At 56.4% G+C, this 16,441-nt stretch carries 16 protein-coding genes; 2 read left to right on the forward strand and 14 right to left on the reverse strand.

All coding sequences use genetic code 11. From position 1 onward, the window contains the following. The first annotated feature begins 664 nt into the window (after positions 1–664). Positions 665–1,654 (forward strand): RhuM family protein, encoded by a 990-nt coding sequence (gene rhuM / locus ACW44H_RS03430; protein ID WP_457506896.1) that lies wholly within the window; start codon positions 665–667, stop codon positions 1,652–1,654. Positions 1,655–1,707: 53 nt separating this feature from the next. Here rhuM and ACW44H_RS03435 read toward each other — a convergent pair whose 3' ends face one another. The 6 genes from ACW44H_RS03435 to ACW44H_RS03460 form a co-directional block, all read right to left on the reverse strand. After that, a complete protein-coding gene (locus ACW44H_RS03435) occupies positions 1,708–2,991 on the reverse strand; it encodes a HipA domain-containing protein (protein ID WP_457506898.1) in 1,284 nt (427 codons plus the stop codon). Next, positions 2,981–3,244 carry a helix-turn-helix transcriptional regulator gene (locus ACW44H_RS03440; RefSeq protein ID WP_457506900.1) on the reverse strand — a complete coding sequence of 88 codons (264 nt, stop codon included), beginning with the start codon at positions 3,242–3,244 and terminating at the stop codon, positions 2,981–2,983. Before ACW44H_RS03440 ends, ACW44H_RS03435 begins: the two co-directional genes overlap by 11 nt. A 336-nt stretch (positions 3,245–3,580) precedes the next feature. Further along, complete coding sequence (locus ACW44H_RS03445; protein ID WP_457506902.1) at positions 3,581–3,877, reverse strand: DUF1330 domain-containing protein; 297 nt, start codon at positions 3,875–3,877, stop codon at positions 3,581–3,583. Between the two features lie 21 nt (positions 3,878–3,898). Continuing rightward, positions 3,899–4,576: a type 1 glutamine amidotransferase domain-containing protein gene (locus ACW44H_RS03450; RefSeq protein ID WP_457506904.1), complete on the reverse strand. Its 678-nt coding sequence runs from the start codon at positions 4,574–4,576 to the stop codon at positions 3,899–3,901. Then, positions 4,573–5,229 carry a TetR/AcrR family transcriptional regulator gene (locus ACW44H_RS03455; protein WP_457506906.1) on the reverse strand — a complete coding sequence of 219 codons (657 nt, stop codon included), beginning with the start codon at positions 5,227–5,229 and terminating at the stop codon, positions 4,573–4,575. The genes ACW44H_RS03450 and ACW44H_RS03455 overlap by 4 nt, the downstream gene beginning before the upstream one ends. A 50-nt stretch (positions 5,230–5,279) precedes the next feature. Beyond that, positions 5,280–5,789, reverse strand: coding sequence for a cupin domain-containing protein (locus ACW44H_RS03460; protein ID WP_447042886.1), 510 nt, complete (start codon positions 5,787–5,789; stop codon positions 5,280–5,282). 276 nt (positions 5,790–6,065) lie between these two features. Between ACW44H_RS03460 and ACW44H_RS03465 the strand changes: the two genes are divergently transcribed. After that, entirely contained in the window at positions 6,066–7,262 is a 1,197-nt protein-coding gene (locus ACW44H_RS03465; protein ID WP_457506909.1) for a Bcr/CflA family efflux MFS transporter, read from the forward strand. A 4-nt stretch (positions 7,263–7,266) separates the two neighbouring features. Here ACW44H_RS03465 and ACW44H_RS03470 read toward each other — a convergent pair whose 3' ends face one another. From ACW44H_RS03470 to ACW44H_RS03505, 8 genes are all read right to left on the reverse strand, one after another. Continuing rightward, a complete protein-coding gene (locus ACW44H_RS03470; protein WP_457506911.1) occupies positions 7,267–8,076 on the reverse strand; it encodes an ABC transporter ATP-binding protein in 810 nt (269 codons plus the stop codon). Then, positions 8,073–9,116 (reverse strand): FecCD family ABC transporter permease, encoded by a 1,044-nt coding sequence (locus tag ACW44H_RS03475; RefSeq protein WP_457506913.1) that lies wholly within the window; start codon positions 9,114–9,116, stop codon positions 8,073–8,075. Before ACW44H_RS03475 ends, ACW44H_RS03470 begins: the two co-directional genes overlap by 4 nt. Then, on the reverse strand, positions 9,113–10,189 hold the full coding sequence (locus tag ACW44H_RS03480; protein WP_457506915.1) for a FecCD family ABC transporter permease: 1,077 nt from the start codon (positions 10,187–10,189) through the stop codon (positions 9,113–9,115). The genes ACW44H_RS03475 and ACW44H_RS03480 overlap by 4 nt, the downstream gene beginning before the upstream one ends. After that, positions 10,149–11,135 (reverse strand): iron-siderophore ABC transporter substrate-binding protein, encoded by a 987-nt coding sequence (locus ACW44H_RS03485; RefSeq protein WP_457506917.1) that lies wholly within the window; start codon positions 11,133–11,135, stop codon positions 10,149–10,151. The genes ACW44H_RS03480 and ACW44H_RS03485 overlap by 41 nt, the downstream gene beginning before the upstream one ends. Positions 11,136–11,221: 86 nt before the next feature. After that, positions 11,222–13,393 carry a ferric-rhodotorulic acid/ferric-coprogen receptor FhuE gene (fhuE, locus tag ACW44H_RS03490; RefSeq protein ID WP_457506918.1) on the reverse strand — a complete coding sequence of 724 codons (2,172 nt, stop codon included), beginning with the start codon at positions 13,391–13,393 and terminating at the stop codon, positions 11,222–11,224. Positions 13,394–13,739: 346 nt separating this feature from the next. After that, on the reverse strand, positions 13,740–14,285 hold the full coding sequence (locus ACW44H_RS03495) for a hypothetical protein (protein WP_457506920.1): 546 nt from the start codon (positions 14,283–14,285) through the stop codon (positions 13,740–13,742). A 79-nt stretch (positions 14,286–14,364) separates the two neighbouring features. Next, positions 14,365–15,663 (reverse strand): PQQ-dependent sugar dehydrogenase, encoded by a 1,299-nt coding sequence (locus tag ACW44H_RS03500; RefSeq protein WP_457506922.1) that lies wholly within the window; start codon positions 15,661–15,663, stop codon positions 14,365–14,367. After that, entirely contained in the window at positions 15,660–16,088 is a 429-nt protein-coding gene (locus ACW44H_RS03505) for a DUF2231 domain-containing protein (RefSeq protein ID WP_113268741.1), read from the reverse strand. The genes ACW44H_RS03500 and ACW44H_RS03505 overlap by 4 nt, the downstream gene beginning before the upstream one ends. Positions 16,089–16,441: the final 353 nt, after the last annotated feature.

Raw genomic sequence — 16,441 nt, forward strand, 5'->3', positions numbered from 1 at the left:
GAAAACAATACTGCCAGAATGACTGAGTAGGGTTATTTGAAGTCGGCAGAAAGGGGGAGTCAAGATCGCCGTTACTGAAATTTGCACCGGGCGTTCCGAGTTTATGGAAACCACTGCCCTCAGTTTTCGTGCGAGCTGGCTTACCGCGGACACAAAAAAAAGCGCCCCACCATGGGAGCGCTTTAGACTTGTACCTTCCTGGTCGCGGCCGCTCATCCTGAGCGGGAATTCCATTTCAAAAGCAGCTTCCTGCCGCCGACATATTCACAGTAATAGATGACAGTTTAATGATCAACCCTCTACTAGAACGAACTGTTATAACCATAAAAGCCTACCCGCCAGAAAAACGCTCAAGGCGGTGGGTGTACCGCCAAGCCTGCGTGCGTTAATTGAGCTTGCGTGATTAGGGCGTAAAGAACGCTTTTTATGCTCCTTCCATCCCATCCACGATAAACACGCGGTAGTCGGCGCCCTGGGAGCGGTACTTGCGGGCTCCTTGGTAGGCGGGGTTTTTTATGTGTATATATAAACAGTGTTATGTTAAGGTTTAATTAGCTTAAAAGCAGGCTGGTTTAGGTGTTTGCTGCGGCAGTAGGGTATATGCTGCATTGAAGTGAGCTTGCTTTAGAAATGCATAACGTTTGTAAACCTAAAGGAAGCGATCATGAATGATCAGCAAATACAGATATTCACCAGCGAAGATGGACAAGCACACCTTGAGGTGACACTAGAGCAAGAAAGTGTTTGGTTGAGCCAAGCGCAGATGTGTGAATTGTTTGGACGCGAGCGTTCGGTTATTACAAAGCACATTCGCAACGTTTTTAAAGAGGGAGAGTTGGAGCGAAATTCAGTATGTGCAAAATTTGCACATACTGCCGAAGATGGCAAATCTTATCAGGTTGATCACTTCAATCTTGATGTCATTATCTCAGTTGGCTACCGCGTGAAATCTCAACGTGGTGTACAGTTCCGCAAGTGGGCCACAGCTGTACTCAAACAATATCTAGTTCGAGGCTACACCCTTAACCAACGACGTCTAACCGAGCGTGGTATAGAGTTTGAGCAGGCGGTGAGTCTGCTCAGTCGTACTTTGACCAATCAAGGCTTGGTTTCTACAGAAGGCGAAGCGGTTGCTCGCGTGATTAGCGATTACGCTCGCTCCTGGAGTTTGTTGCAGGGCTACGACGAGCAGCAATTAACCGAGCTAAACGTTAAGCAGCCCGGTATGCACTCACTGGAGTTGGAAGAAGCCTTGAAAGCCATTGGTGAGTTAAAGCAAACCTTAATCGCCAAAGGTGAGGCAACCGAACTATTTGGGCAGGTGCGGGGCGACGGTTTGACATCGGCTTTGGCCACCATTGAGCAAGGCTTTGGTGATGAGCTGTTTTACCCCAATGTAGCCACTCGCGCTGCGCATTTGCTCTATTTTGTAATTAAAAACCACCCATTGGCCGATGGAAATAAGCGTTGTGGTTCGTTTCTGTTTCTATGGTACTTACGCCGCAACGCAGCCTTGCTGGCCCGGCCAGTCGAGCAATTGATCAACGATAACACGCTGGTGGCGTTAGCCCTGTTAGTAGCTGAGAGCCTACCCGATCAAAAAACGCTGATGATTCGGCTGATTGAGCACTTCATACTGCTGAAAGAAAAGTGAAGCTATCGATACTGAGGCAGCGCTGAGATATAACGCCGTGCCACGCGTTTGTATTAATCTGTCGACCATCGCGCCGGCAGCTTTCGACAGTTACTTAAAAGCCGTTGCTGCAACCTCTCTAGCAGCGTCTGTTCGGTACCTTGATTCGCCATGGGGCTCAGCGTGGCTAGGGTACTGTCAATGGCTGCGGGCATGCGTTCAGCGAGTTCTAGTCCTTGGCGTAGAAAGTAACGTGGTTGGAACCGCAGCAAGCGGGCCAGCGTCTCAAGATGTGAGCGCTCGATACTACCGGGGTGATCCTCGCCAGCGATGTGCAGTGCAAAGCGGCGCGATAGACCACTATAAAGCGCCGTGCTCATCAGGTCGTAAAACGGCGCCAAGCGGGGGCCTTCATCGGTATAAAGGATGGCGAGGTTTTTGGCGTGGCTGTCGTTGTTGCCAATCAACAGATTGAAAAAGAGCCAGCCGATCAGGCGCTGCAAGTCTTTAGCCGGTGCGCCTGTTTGCTGCAGTAGTTCACGACAGCGAACCAGGCTTGGGCCGCCGTCGCTTTCGTATTTGATCAGCGATGGGGTGCCGGCCAACTGGCAGAAATCGAGTTGGTGTAGGCGCCGCAATTTACCTTGTGCGTCGGAGATGCGATCGTATCGACGCAATAGACAGGCTCGGGTTTCGGGTTGGTAGCTAGCCTCGGCGACGCCGAGCCCGAGTTCAGCGGCCAGCTGCATGCAAAAGGTTTCGTTGAGGGCGGTGGTCCAGACACCTTTCAGGCCTTGAATATCCGGCTTGAGAATATGGCTGGAAGGCGCAGAACCCTCTGGTATGGCGGGGCTTCCATCTGGCTGTACCATCAACAGTAATTTGTTTTGTGCCCCAGCCAGTGAGATCCGCGCTTCTTCGCCATGTGGCGAGAACGGTTGCGAGAACGGTTGCGAAAACAGCGGGCCTCGTTCTCGATGTTGCAAGTGTTCAGCCACAGTTTCCCAATGAATAGGCCGGTAGTGCGGTGGAGCTGGTGACTCGCCCGGTGAAAGCAGGGTGAAGCCGCTGGCCGTATCGCCACCAATGGCTTTCAGCAGCCCAAAAACAGTCGTGGTGTGATGGCGAAGTTCCAAGTGATGCCGAAGGTCGCCCTCCGGCAGCAGGTTCTCAAAATAGGCCAACACGCCATCGCCTGAGTGAACCTGCTGCGTGAGGGGGAGTGAGGGTGAGAGACCCACAGCTTTAGAGTGCTCCAGCCATTCAGACGCGTATTCGAAGCGGAGTGGTTGAGTATCATACAACCACCCAACATGCCTTTCGTCGTGATAAATCGTTAAGGTACCGTCACTCACCATGGCGGTTGCCCCCTTTGCGCCTCACGACCACCTCAAGCCCTATCAAGTCCAAAACGTCTAACACTTTTTGCAGCTGTAGGGTCGGCTTGCCCCGTTCCAGATCGACGATAAAGCGATTGCCGGTGCCAGCAAGGCCTGCCAGATCAATCTGTAATAGGCCCTGCTCGGCACGCAGTTGGCGCACCAGTTTGCCGAGGTCTTCGCTTTGGCGAATGGTAGTAGTTACGGAGGAGGGGGAGTTAGTGATTGGCATAGGAACCTGCTTTTGATTACCGTTCGGTAATTATAGGGGTGATACTTGCGTCTCACAATACAATAATTACCGATCGGTAACTATTATAATAAAAAGCCTCAAACCTTATTGTAAATTACCGAGCGGTAACTAAAAGGGCAAGTGATGAATAAAGATTCCTTATTAGTTCGCCAAGAGGGTAAATGACAGGTTCGACGACGGATCAAGCAAAGCTTGATTTCTACCCAAGGCGAAGCCGTTAGCGCGGACATATGAATTAGCAAAATAGAAAAGGGGCCGTTCGTAAATCACCGAACGGCCCCTTTGTATTACTAAGCGCTGCATAGAGAGCGCTGATTACGCTTCTTCCATCCCATCCACGATAAACACGCGGTAGTCGGCGCCCTGGAAGCGGTGCTTGCGGGCTTCCTGGTAGGCGTCGCTTTGGTACCAGGCGCGGGCGGCGGCCATGTCGGGGAAGCGCAGGATGACCGCGCCTTCCATGTCGCTGCCTTCCAGCACTTCAAAATCACCGTAGAAGGCGAGCGGTTGCGGGTCGTGGCCTTCGCGGGCGGCTTTCGCCTTGGTGGCGTATTGCTCCATTTCCTTTGTGTCGTGAGTGCGTTCACGCGTCAGTACAACATAAGCCGGCATTCCATTCTCCTTGGGTAATTATCAGGAAAGCTTGTTTAAAAGCGCTTGGGCGGTCGCTTCAGATGAGCCGGGGTTCTGGCCGGTAATTAGCAGGCCGTCGACAAGTACGTAAGAACTCCAATCATCGCCTTTGCTGTATTGGCCGCCCTGGTCTTTGAGCATGTCTTCGACCAGAAACGGCACCACGTTGGTCAGGCCAACGGCCTCTTCTTCACTGTTGCTGAAGCCGGTCACTTTGCGGCCAGCCACCAATGGCTTGCCGTCGCTGCCTTTCACATGGCGGAGCACGCCGGGGGCATGGCATACCGTTGCCACTGGCTTGTTGGCTGCCAGGGCAGCCTCGATCAGGCGCACGGAGGTGGCGCTTTCGGCCAGGTCCCACAGCGGGCCGTGGCCGCCGGGGTAGAAGACCGCGTCGAATTCGGCGATATCGATATCATCAAGCTTTCGGGTGTTGGCCAGCGCTGCCTGAGCGTCGAGGTCCGCTTGAAAGCGGTTGGTGGCCTCGGTTTGGGCGTCCGGCGCATTGCTGCTGGGGTCTAGCGGTGGCTGGCCGCCTTCGGGGGAGGCCAGGGTCAGCTCGGCGCCTGCATCCATAAAGGTGTAGTAGGGCGCGGCCAGCTCTTCGAGCCAGAAGCCGGTTTTGTTGCCTGTATCGCCAAGCTTGTCGTGTGAGGTAACGACGACGAGAATTTTCATGATTGCGTCCTTTCCTGGGTGTGATATGACGTGTGATAGAGAGTTGGAGAGAGATTTAACAGGGCGTAGGTGGCTTTTAAGGCGGCATCCAGCGGTACCCGGTCGCGGGTAATTTTGGCGCGCAGACTGGCGCCCAGCCACAGTTGGTAAAGCGTGGTGGCCAGCTCGGTCGCATTGCCTTGTGTACCGGTCAAGCCGGGCAGCGATCCATCATCTACGGCTGCCTCAATCGCCAGGGCTAGGCGGGCGATGATGCACTCGGTGCCGCGCTGCAGTACTTGGCGCATACGCTCGGAAAGATCGCTGACTTCCGCCGCGAGTTTGACCGCCAGGCACTTGCCTCTCGGGTCGCCGTGGTGCTGGGTGTTCCGCCAGTTTGTCCAGTAGCTCGTCAGACGTTCGGCGTTGGAAACCCCTGGCTGGCTCAAGCACTCTTCCAGCTGGGTGAGGTAACCGGTGAAGTAGTCTTCCAGCAGCGCTTCGCCAAAAGCTTCCTTGGAGCCGAAGTAGTGATAAAAGGAGCCTTTGGGCACCCCGGCGGCCTTAAGGATCTCGTTAAGACCCACCGCCGAGAAGCCTCTGCCAGCGATAATAAGCTGGCCGGTGTGGAGGATATGCTGCCGAACATCGCCGGTCGCTGGTGTCGTGTTCATAAAAGACAGCTTACGCCTTATTAGACCAGTCGTCTAGATGGCTAGGACGTCTACTCCCACAGCGATTTGAGTGGCCCGCCTACCGGGGTGTTCTCGGGTAAGGTGACGGAAGCTACTCGCGCTTGGGCTGCCTCAAGCTGTGCTGGGTCGCCGCGCTCTATCTCCGGGTCTTGCCCCGGTGGGTAGGCGCCTACCATACAGAAATCATCGTCTGATTCTATGCTGGCATGCCCAACCCCGGCTGGAAGCACCAGCACATCGCCCGCGCTTAGCACCGTCTCGCGGCCGTTAGGGCCACCCAGCCGTGCCCGGGCTTGTCCGCGGAAGATGCCCAATGCCTCGTGGGCGGTGGAGTGAAAGTGGTCAAAGTCATAGAGGTGATAGCGCCACGCTGGCGGCCAGCCGTGGCGCTTAAACATGCTTTCAAACGCGTCAGCCAGTTCATCTGCATCGCTGGTGTCGAGAACTTGGCGGTAAACCAGCACCGGCAGTGGGGAGTTGGGATAGCCGGTCGTGTCATCGCTATCAAAATGGAGTAATTCGGGCTGCGGAATAGACATCTTGGCCTCCTCATTGGGTGTTCTTTCAGCATCGTCTTTAAAGCTCGGTCTTTAAAACCAGGTCTTTAAAACATAGCCTTTAAAACATGGTCTTCAACATAGTCTTTAACATGGTCTTTAACATAGCCGAGCTATCCGATAAGAGACTGACCGATTATTCGGTGGATCACCGCCAAGCAGCGTATCCCTCATTTTCTGTCCGATTGCCTTGAGGGCGTCAATCGGTATCATAGAGTTGAGGTTGTCCATCATTACGCCACTTTACCGCGAGCTGCTATGAGCCAATCAAAAACGCCCTTCATTGTGGTGCTGAGCCTGGCTCTGACCATGATGCTGGGCCCGTTTTCCATGGATACGTACCTGCCGGCCTTTCCGGTTATTGGCGAATCGCTGGGGGTATCACAGCAGGCGGTATCGCTGAGCGTATCGGTGTATATATTCGCGATGGCGTTGGGTCAGTTAATCGGCGGTGCGCTTTCGGACCGCTTCGGACGACAGCGTGTTCTGATGAGTGGACTGGTGATTTTTGCGCTCTCAAGCATTGTCATCGGTATGGCGGATTCCTTGAACACCCTGCTTGGCGGGCGGGCAGTTCAGGCCATTGGCGCTGGTTTGACCCTGGTATCGGTACCGGCGCTGGTACGCGACCGGGTAGCGGGCCGCGACGCTGCAAAACTGTTCTCGATGATGGGCTTTATCATGGTGCTGGCGCCGGGTATTGCGCCTAGCGTAGGCAGCGCGATTCTGACGCTGGGCTCCTGGCACTATATTTTCTTCGCCTTGGCGGCGTACGCGCTGCTGCTGGTGCCGTTACTGGTGCGGGTGCTTTTTACCGGCAAGGGTAAGGTGTCGCGAGCGAAAAGCCCTAAAATGAGCTTGTTGGCGCGTTACAAACTGGTGCTAACGACAAAGCCTGCGCTGCCGTTCATCGTTTGGCAGGCGGGCTCTTTTTCCACCCTGATTATGTTCATCACCTACGCCTCCTTTATCTATCAGGGGCACTTCGGCCAGTCGCCTTCGAGCTTTTCGATGCTGTTTGCAGCTAACATCATCGCGATGCTTATCTTCAATATCTTCAATCGTGTGCTGCTTTCCAGGCTGCCGTCGTTGCGTATCCTACAATTGGCGACGGGCTGTCAGGCGGTCGGCATGCTGTTGCTGGTGATGGCCGCCTTCATGGAGTGGCCGCTGTACGCTTTCCTGCCCGCTATGATGCTGACCATCGGCGCGGTGGGGGCGATCTCGCCGAATATTCAGGCCTGCTTTTTGGAGTTCTTTCCCACCAGCGGTGGCACGGCCGCAGCGCTTCTGGGTGCTGCCCAGTTCGGTATCGCCGGGATCTTAAGCGCGCTATCCGCCATGCTGCCGCATACGCTTGAATCGATCATCCTGGCCATGGCCGCCTGTGGTTTGGTGGCGTATCTAATGCTGGCCCGCTCGATCATCAAAGGGCGTGCCGCCGTCGAGGCGTAAGGCGTCAGGCCTTGCTGACTTCTTTGCCATGTCGCCCCAGCGGTATCATCATCGGTTTGCCGGTCACCGGGTCTTCTATCACTCGGCTTTCCAGGCCAAATACCTCCCGCACCATCTGCTCGGTCAGGATCTCCTCCGGCGGGCCTACTGCATAAACATCGCCGTTGGCCATGGCGACCAGCTGGTCGGCATAACGGGCAGCCAGGTTCAGCTCGTGGAGCACCATCACAATAGTCGTGCCGCGCTCGCGGTTGAGATCGGTGAGCAGATCAAGCACTTCGATCTGGTGATTGATATCTAGAAAGGTAGTGGGTTCATCAAGCAGCAGCACGTCGGTTTGTTGGGCCAGCGCCATGGCGATCCATACCCGTTGCCGCTGCCCGCCGGAAAGCTCGTCCACGTGGCGTTCGGCCAGCTCGCTCATCTGTGTGGCGGCCAACGCCTCGGCCACGGCAGATTCGTCCGCCGCGCTCCAACGCTTGAAAAGCCCCTGGTGCGGGTGGCGGCCACGGCTGACCAGTTCAAGCACGCTGATGCCTTCCGGGGCGATGGGTGATTGCGGTAGGAACCCCAGCTGCTGCGCCAGGCGGCGGGTGGGCATTTGATGAATGGCATCATTATCTAGCAGCACGCTGCCCTGGGCGGGCGTCAGTAGCCTCGAAAGCACACGCAAAAGGGTCGATTTTCCGCAGGCGTTGGCGCCCACAATGGCGGTTGTCTGACCGGCAGGCACCGTCAAGCTAACGCCATCGAGAATGGTGCGTTCCCCATAGCCTGCCACCAGGCCCTGGGCGAGTAGTGAACAAGCGCTCATAGGGTGCCTTGAGTTTTGTTGTCGCGAACGATGAGATACAAGAGATAAGGCGCGCCCAGCACACCGGTCACGATGCCGACCGGATAGCGGGCGGGGAGCAGAAACTGGCCCGCGTAATCGCCCAGCAGCACCAGTAGGGCACCCACTAACGCGGAAGGCACCAGCAACGAGCCGTTGCGGCCCATCAGCCGTGCCGCAATGGGCCCCGAAAGAAACGCCACGAAGGCCACCGGCCCCGATACCGCGGTGGCAAACGCCACCAGCGCAACGGCGGTAATGACCACGACAGCGCGCGTGACGGCTAGGCGAACGCCCAGCCCGGCGGCCAGGTCATCGCCCATGCGCAGGGTTTCCAGGTCGCGTCGGCGGCTTAGTAGCAGCCCGCCGAACAGCAGCAGGGCGATGAACAGCGGCAGCGCCTGGTCCAACTGCGCGCCGTTGACACTGCCGGTGATCCAGCGCAGAGCTTCTTGCAGTGTCCAGCTTGGGGCGCGCATCAGCAGGTAAGCGGTGATACTTTGCAGCATGGCGGCCAGACCAATACCGATCAGGATTAGCCGCCCGCCGGCCACGCCCTGGCGCCAGGAGAGCGTGTAGATCAGAAGCGCCACGCCCAGTCCCGCGGCAATCGCCACCAGCGAAACCGCCGGGCCGCTTAGCGAGAGCACCACAATGGCAAACACGGCGCCGGTGCTCGCGCCGGTACTGATGCCGATGATGTCGGGGCTGGCCAGCGGGTTACGCAGCATGGTCTGAAAGGCGATGCCGCCCAGGCCAAAACAAGCGCCCACCAGCACGGATACTACGGCTCTTGGCAAGCGCAGCTCGCGCACGGTAAAGCTTGCCCCCGGCACGTCGGCGCCGCCCAGCACGCGCAACACCGTGGAAAGTGGCGTAAAGGATTGCCCGAGCATCAGGGTTAACAGCACGCCTGCTAGAAGACAGGCGGAAAGCACCGCCAAAATGCGAACGCGGTGCTTAGCGTTTGCCCGGCGAATATGTCGGAAGTGGCTGATCGCATTGAGGGGCGTCTGGTTCATAACGCGCCTACTTTGCGATTGCGAACAATCCAGATAAACACCGGCGCGCCGATAAAGGCGGTGACGATGCCTACATCCAGCTCTGATGGGTGAGCCACTAGCCTCCCGGCGACATCTGAAAATATCAACAGTACCGCGCCGCCCAGGGCAGAGAAGGGCAGCAGCCAGCGATAGTCGCCACCCACTAGCAGGCGGCAGGCGTGGGGTACGACTAAACCGACAAAGCCAATCGGCCCGCATACGGCGGTAATCGGCCCGCACAGCAGTACCGCGCCGATAGCCGACATGGCCCGGGCCACGGCCACCTTTTCGCCCAGCCCGGCGGCGGTGTCATCACCCAGCGCCAGCATATTGAGTTTACGCGCAGCGAGCAGGGTGATGACAAACCCGGTGAGTAGAAAAGGGAGTACCGGCAGCAGTTGGTCATAGGTCGCGCCGCCCACGCCACCCACCAGCCAGGATTGCACCAACCCGCCGATATCGCCGCGCGGCAGCACCACGGCGGTGGCCAGCGAGCTGAGTGCCGCGGTAATAGCCGCCCCCGCCAGCGCCAATCTGAGCGGCGTGGCGCCGCCTCGGCCAAGACTGGCAATCGCGTAAACCGCGCAGGCGGCGATCGCGGCGCCGGTAATGGCGGTCCAAATGTAACTGGTCGTCTCGTCGATTCCGAACCAGACGATACCGATTACTACCGCCAGCGCCGCTCCGGCGTTAACACCCAGAAGGCCGGGGTCCGCTAGCGGGTTGCGGGTCAAACCCTGCATGACCCCGCCGGAAACCCCCAACGCAGCCCCGGCAAGCATGGCAAGCAATGTGCGTGGAAGTCGGCTCGCCACGGCGGCATCGCCAATGGTTTCCACTTGGCCGCTCAGCGCGGCGGCAATTTCCTGCCAACCCACTTCCCGGGCACCAAAAGCGACGGAAAGCATTAATCCCAGCATAAGCAAAGCCAGCAGCAATAGGCCGCCAGCAATACGTGAGTTCAGTTTGCTGCGCTGCTGGGCGACGCCAGGGTCAGTTACCTTAGCGCGGCTAGTCTGACTTGCGTGCGGCTTCTGAGAGAAGGTCTGCATAATCATCCAGCAACCATGAAATTGACATTGGGGTGGGGTTGGCCGCCGTGCCCAGCGGGGTATTGCCGAGCAGGACAACAGCGCCGTTTTCCACCACTGGCAGCCGGGAGGTGAGCGGGTGGGCGTTGAGCTGATCGATCAGCGGCTGGCCGCCGTAGGTGACGAGAATATCCACGTCATTAAGCTCGTCGATCAATTCAGAACTGATTTCGCCAGCGAATTTGCCAGGCGTGGAGTTCTGCTTGACCACCTCGGGGGATTCCAGTCCTAGGTCGTGGAAAAACCGCACCCGTGCGTCGTTATCGGTGTAGAACGAAATGCGGCCCAGGTTGGTGGGGTCGAGGTGGGTCACGAACATGGCCGTCTTGCCTGCCAGTTCGGGGTGGTTGTCGGCGGTGTCGGCAATCTGCGCTTCGAGTTCTTCAACGAGCGCTTGGCCTTCCTCCGCCATGCCCATGCCTGTGCTATTCAGGCGGATCATGTCGCGCCAGTCGGTCGCCCAGGGGCCTTCTGGGTAGGCCACTACCGGGGCAATCTGGCTCAAGGTGGTGTAATCCGCCTGACTAAGCCCCGAGTAGGCGGCCAGAATCACATCGGGTTGGCTTTCGGCCACGGCTTCAAAATCAATGCCGTCACCTTCATCGAACAGGGCGGGGGGCGTTGCGCCCAGCTCTTCAAGCCGGGCGTCCACCCAGGGCAGCAGACCGTTGCCGTTTTCATCGCCAAAGTTGGCGGCGGCAAAGCCGACCGGCACCACGCCAAGTGCCAGCGGCACTTCGTGGTTGGCCCAAGCCACGGTCGCTACCCGCTCGGGCTTCTCGGAAAGCATCGTGGTGCCCAGGGTGTGCTCGATTTCCAAGGGGTAGGATTGGGCACTTGCTGTACCAACACTGACCGATGCTAGTAGCGCGACGCAAAGAGTCTTGCTGTCATGAAGCCATGTCATTGTCCAATCTCCTGCAAGCGATACGACCTCCATCCGGTATGCCGGGTGGAGGTCGTTGCTCGATATAAGCGTGAAGGGCGGCTGGGTTAGAACGCGTAGCGCAGCGTCGAAGAGATGCTGGCCGGTTCACCGTAAACGCCGTAGCCTGCGACATTGCTGTAGTATTTCTCGTCGAACAGGTTCTTGACGTTGACCTGAAGCGACAAGTCCGGTGTGAACTGATAGCGGCCGAAAAGATTGACCAGGGCGTAGCTATCCTGCTCGAATTCGCTGGGTATACCGGCCGGAGTGCTAAGGTCGCCAGCAAAGAGGCTGCTCTGCCAGCTAACCCCGCCGCCCACGGTTAGCTCTCGTTTCTGCGGCACGTTGTAGCTGGCAAACAGGTTAAACAGCGAACGCGGCTGGTTAATGTTGAACGAGTCATCGTCAGCCTTTGCGGTGAAATGGGAGTAGCCAACAGTCATGTCCAAGTCATCGGTCATCGCGCCGCTCAGCTCCACCTCAAATCCTTCGCTCACCACGCCGTCGGCGGCTGAATAGAACGTCTCGGTTTGGCCTGGGCTCATCGGGAGGGCCGCGGCGACGTTGTCCTGCTCGATGCGGAATACCGAGAAGGAGCCGTTCAGCAGTCCGTCAAACCAGGCGGCTTTAAGTCCGGTCTCGTAGTTTTTGCCGATCACTGGGTCCAGATAGCTGCCGCTGGCATCGCGGTAATTTTGCGGCTCGAAAATCTCGGTGTAGCTGGCAAAGGCCGAATAGGTATCATTGAAATCAAACACTACACCGCCATAAGGCGTGACTTCGTACTTGCTCTGGCTATCCAGGCTGCGGAATAGCGTCATTCCGTCCCATTCGGTGTAGCGCGCCCCTATAATCAGCGCCAGTGGGTCCGCTAGAGAGAAGCGTGATGCGGTATAAACAGCTTTCTGACGTGTACTGGATGCCTCGGATGGTACAAATGCGGGCCAACCCTCGTTGGGCGCGCTGCCATCCCAGTTATTGAAGTCATCAACACTGAAACCGCTAATGAAGGTGTTTTCGTAGTCGTTGGTTTGGTCACTGTAGCTGCCGCCGATGACCAACTCATGTTCGCGGCCTAACAGCGTAAATGGCCCGCTGGCCTGGGCATCAACAGAGTCGACTTCCCGGTGCCCACGGTTCCATCCTGTGAAAAAGCTGACGCCGCTGCCATCGGCTCGATCCGGCAGTGTTCCTTCCACATAGGGATAGGCCAGCTTGCCGTCCATATCGGTTTCTTCATGAGTACCCACTACCCGAACTTGCCAGTCATTGTCGAACCGGTGGCTGATTTCAGCGAATACTTTCTCGGACTCGAAATCGTAGTAAGACCAGTCTGGCGCCACGCTGAACGAACGCGAGTAGTCCGTCTCGCTGCCATCGCTATACCAAAGCGGTAAGCCGCCCCAGGTGGGAGAGGAAGTATGGCTGTCTTGATAGTCGAAGCCTATCGAGAGTGTGGTGGACTCCGTTACATCAGCATCGATAACGCCGTAGCCGAACGTGCGGCGTTTGTCCTGACGGTCAAGATGCGCGCCACCTTCTTCATAACCGCCGATAAATCGTGCGCGTACATCGCCAGAGGCCGTCAGAGGTGTGGTCACATCGAGGGTACTGCCACGTTTATCCCAACTGCCCAGCGTACCGGAGATGGAGCCGGTAAGTTCGCGGCTGTCGGCGTGCTTGCGCACGAAGTTAACTGACGCCCCCGGATTACCCGAGCCGCTGACCAGCCCGTTGGCACCACGTATTACCTCGACTCGATCATAGATCGCTGTATTGAGGCGGCCTTCGCCGAAGTACCAGCGGTTGTCGGTGTTAAGGGTCGGAATACCATCGTACTGAAAGCTGTTGATGCGGAAGCCGCGCGATGAAAAGCTGACGCGCTCACTGTCTACGTTGCGCGTTGAAATGCCAGTGGTGTTGCTCAGCACTTCTTCGATGGAGTTTAGGTTCTGATCTCGTATGCGCTGTTCAGTGACGATACTGATCGCCTGAGGCAGCTCTTTCTGGCTAAGTGTCAAACCGGTGCCAGCGTTAGTGCTACGTCGCGTGTAGCCGACATTCTCATAGAGATTGGTGCCGGTGACGGTCAGGGTGCCTAATGCTTCGGCATCGTTGGATTGGGCCAGCGCGCCGTTCGACATGAACAGGGCGGTAGCGATAAATGCGGTAAGCGAGATACCCCGAAGTGAGGAGGAAACTGCCAACGAGTCTTTGGGTGCTCGAAGCCGCTTCATAGTCGAAACATGAAGTGAAGACGTTTTCATAGGATCCCTTGCGCCACTTGCTTATTAATTTTAGGTAATTAAATAACGAAGTGATCATATAAAAACGGTTCCCAAATGTAAATGCGCGTGAGAATGTTTAGTATTTGTGAATGATGCTTGATTGTCGCAGCAGGGATTCCTAAAAGGGAAAAAACATGAAGAGCAACTAACGTCACTACTCCCTACTGAAGGCAGCAAAGCAAGGCGGGGAAGGGGCGTTAGCGCCATTAGCAACTACCGAGATTTTCTCGGTAGTGCACCAGATGGGGGAAATGCCGCGCGTTAAACGGCGTTACGTTAGCCAGTACTACCAGTCCTAATATAGGTGCGAGCTATCTTGATTAGGCTCTCGGTATTCTGATTCTAACGCTGATTCAATCACGACGGCTGTTTCAAATCTCTCATTTTCCAGAGCCGCTAATGCAATTTCAAAGCAGTCATCGATATGACTGTTACCCATGTACTTCATGGCGGTAAAGCTAATGCTGCCGGCTACGGCGCTGCCAACGAAGGGCACGAACTTAGAAACATTCTTTGCGGCTACCTTGCCTGCCATCTTATTAAGTAACAGCACGATCAGTTTTCTGGTGATGTATTTGCCAGCCATTTTGCTGCCAGTATTGGAAATGGCGGTCATCACAAAGAGTTTGGACTCAACGTCCAGGCTGTCGATTTGCTCAGGCGACAGCCCAAATTTTTCGTTAATTTTAGGGATTAGCCGCATCAATATAGCCACGTCAGAACCTATATCGAGCCCCGGTATGGGAATGATGGCGGTGCCTGCGGAAAGGCTTGAACTCCTCGTGACCATCGATTGACATGACTTTCGGATGGCTTCGAGCTCTTCGATTGACTGGATCATATACAACCTTGTTTAGATCAAATAGGAAAGGCGGCAGCCTTTGCGACTGCCGCCTTCATCACGCTGTTAGTGAGGCATCTTACTCATCGCCTTCATACGTCACGCGCCAAACGGCGTTCGTCAGGTCGTCAGCGATGATGAGGGCACCGTCCGGGTCAATAGTGACCCCCACTGGCCGACCGCGCGTTTGATCGTCGCCGTTGAGAAACCCGGTAACGAAGTCAATCGGGTCGCCATCGGGTTCGCCGTTATTGAAGGGCACAAAAACGACTTTATAGCCGACGGGGTCATTGCGATTCCAGCTACCATGCTCACCGATAAAGGCACCTTCGGCGAAGTCATCGCCCATTTCAGGCGTGGAGAAGGCGAGGCCAAGCGGCGCTACATGCGAACCCAGGCTGTAATCGGGCACAATGGCCGATTCCACTTTATCGGGTTTCTGTGGGCGTACACGTGAATCAACATGCTGCCCCCAATAACTGTAGGGCCAGCCATAAAACCCCCCTTGTTGCACGGTGGTGAGGTAGTCGGGAACCAGGTTGGGCCCGAGTTCGTCCCGCTCGTTAACCACCGCCCACAGTTGATCCGTCTCAGGCTGGATCGCCAACGCCGTAGGGTTGCGTAAGCCGGTGGCATAGGGCCTATGCGCACCAGATCCTGGATCAATCTGCCACACTTCGGCGCGGTTGACTTCTGCTGCCATGCCGCGCTCGGTAATGTTGCTGTTGGAGCCGATGCCTACAAAAAGAAAACGGCCATCCGCGCTCGCGGTCATTGCTTTGGTCCAGTGGTGATTGATCTCGGAGGGTAGCTGCGTGACCTCTTCCGGCGGCCCGCTGGCCTCGGTTTGACCTTCCTCGTAATCAAAGCGTACGACTGCATCTTGGTTGGCGACATAGAGGTTATTATCAATCAACGCCAACCCGTAAGGCGCATTGAGATCATCAGCAAATACCGACTGCTCGTAATTGCCGTCGCCATTTTCGTCGCGTAGCAGGGTTAGTCGGTTGCCGCTCTCAACGGAGGTGGTGCCTTGGCTTTTTATATAGCCAGCAATGAAGTCTTTCGGCTTTAACTTAGGGGCATTGCCGCCGCTCCCTTCGGCCACCAGAATATCGCCGTTGGGCAGCACCAACGTTTGGCGCGGTATCTGTAGATCAGTCGCAATGGCCGTAATGGTGTATCCGTCGGGAACAGTGGGGAGCTGGTCGCCCCATTCAGCGGGCTCAGGCACTGTCATATCCGGCAGGAGTCCGCGCTGCGGTTCAGGAAGGTCAGGATTGGGGCCATAATCCTGTTCGCTTTGAGCGCTAGCGCCACCTGCAACGAGAAGAACCGAGAGAGGCGCGGCGAAGAGGCTAGTAAGCTTAAGCTTCATGGCTTACCTCCGTTACCAAGGCGGGAAAAACCGACCCAAGTCGCCGTGCCCGCGAGCAAAACAACCACGATCGAAAGAGCAAAGCCGGCAGGCATCATGGCCCAGGCGTCCCGAGCATGCGCCAGCGCATTAATAAAGCCCAGTATCAAGGTAAGTAGTAGCAGTGCTGGGTAAACCAGCCGAACCATGTTGCGATGAGAGGAGCGAAAGAAGCCAATAATCGCACATAAAAATGCAAACCCTGTAAAGATAAGCCCACCTACGTTTAGCCAGGAAGCAAAGGTCGCCCACTGAATGTGGTAGGTCGTTGAGTAGGCATAATCGCAAAGCATGGCGCCAAGAAAGAGAGGGAAGGTTCCCCCAAGTAGTACGGCATGGAGCGGATGCAATCCGCTGCGATAAGTGTGTGTACTAGAGGCTGTCACGGCAAACTCCTTATGCTGATCAAGCTGATTGATTTACCTAGGCTGGCGTGTGCAAGCGCGAAGCCATCCCAGACGACGACGTCATTTTCGTTAGGAAAGTGTAGTTGACGATCAGCAGCCTGCCCAAAGCGAAGCAAGCGAGACAAGCAAACATAGTGCCTGTTGCCAATGCTCCTAAGAAAAGCCTATGTATTAGGTCAGCCCCGCATCCCGTGACTAAAGCGCCTAAACCTGCGCCAACGCCCTGGGCGCCGTGGACTGCGCTTCTCTCGTGAATGCTAGACGCATTTGTTAAAAAACCGGTGCATCGCGGAAAAATCTGACACAGCAACTATAAGTGAAGGGACGCAACC

The organism is Vreelandella sulfidaeris Esulfide1 (assembly GCF_054072535.1).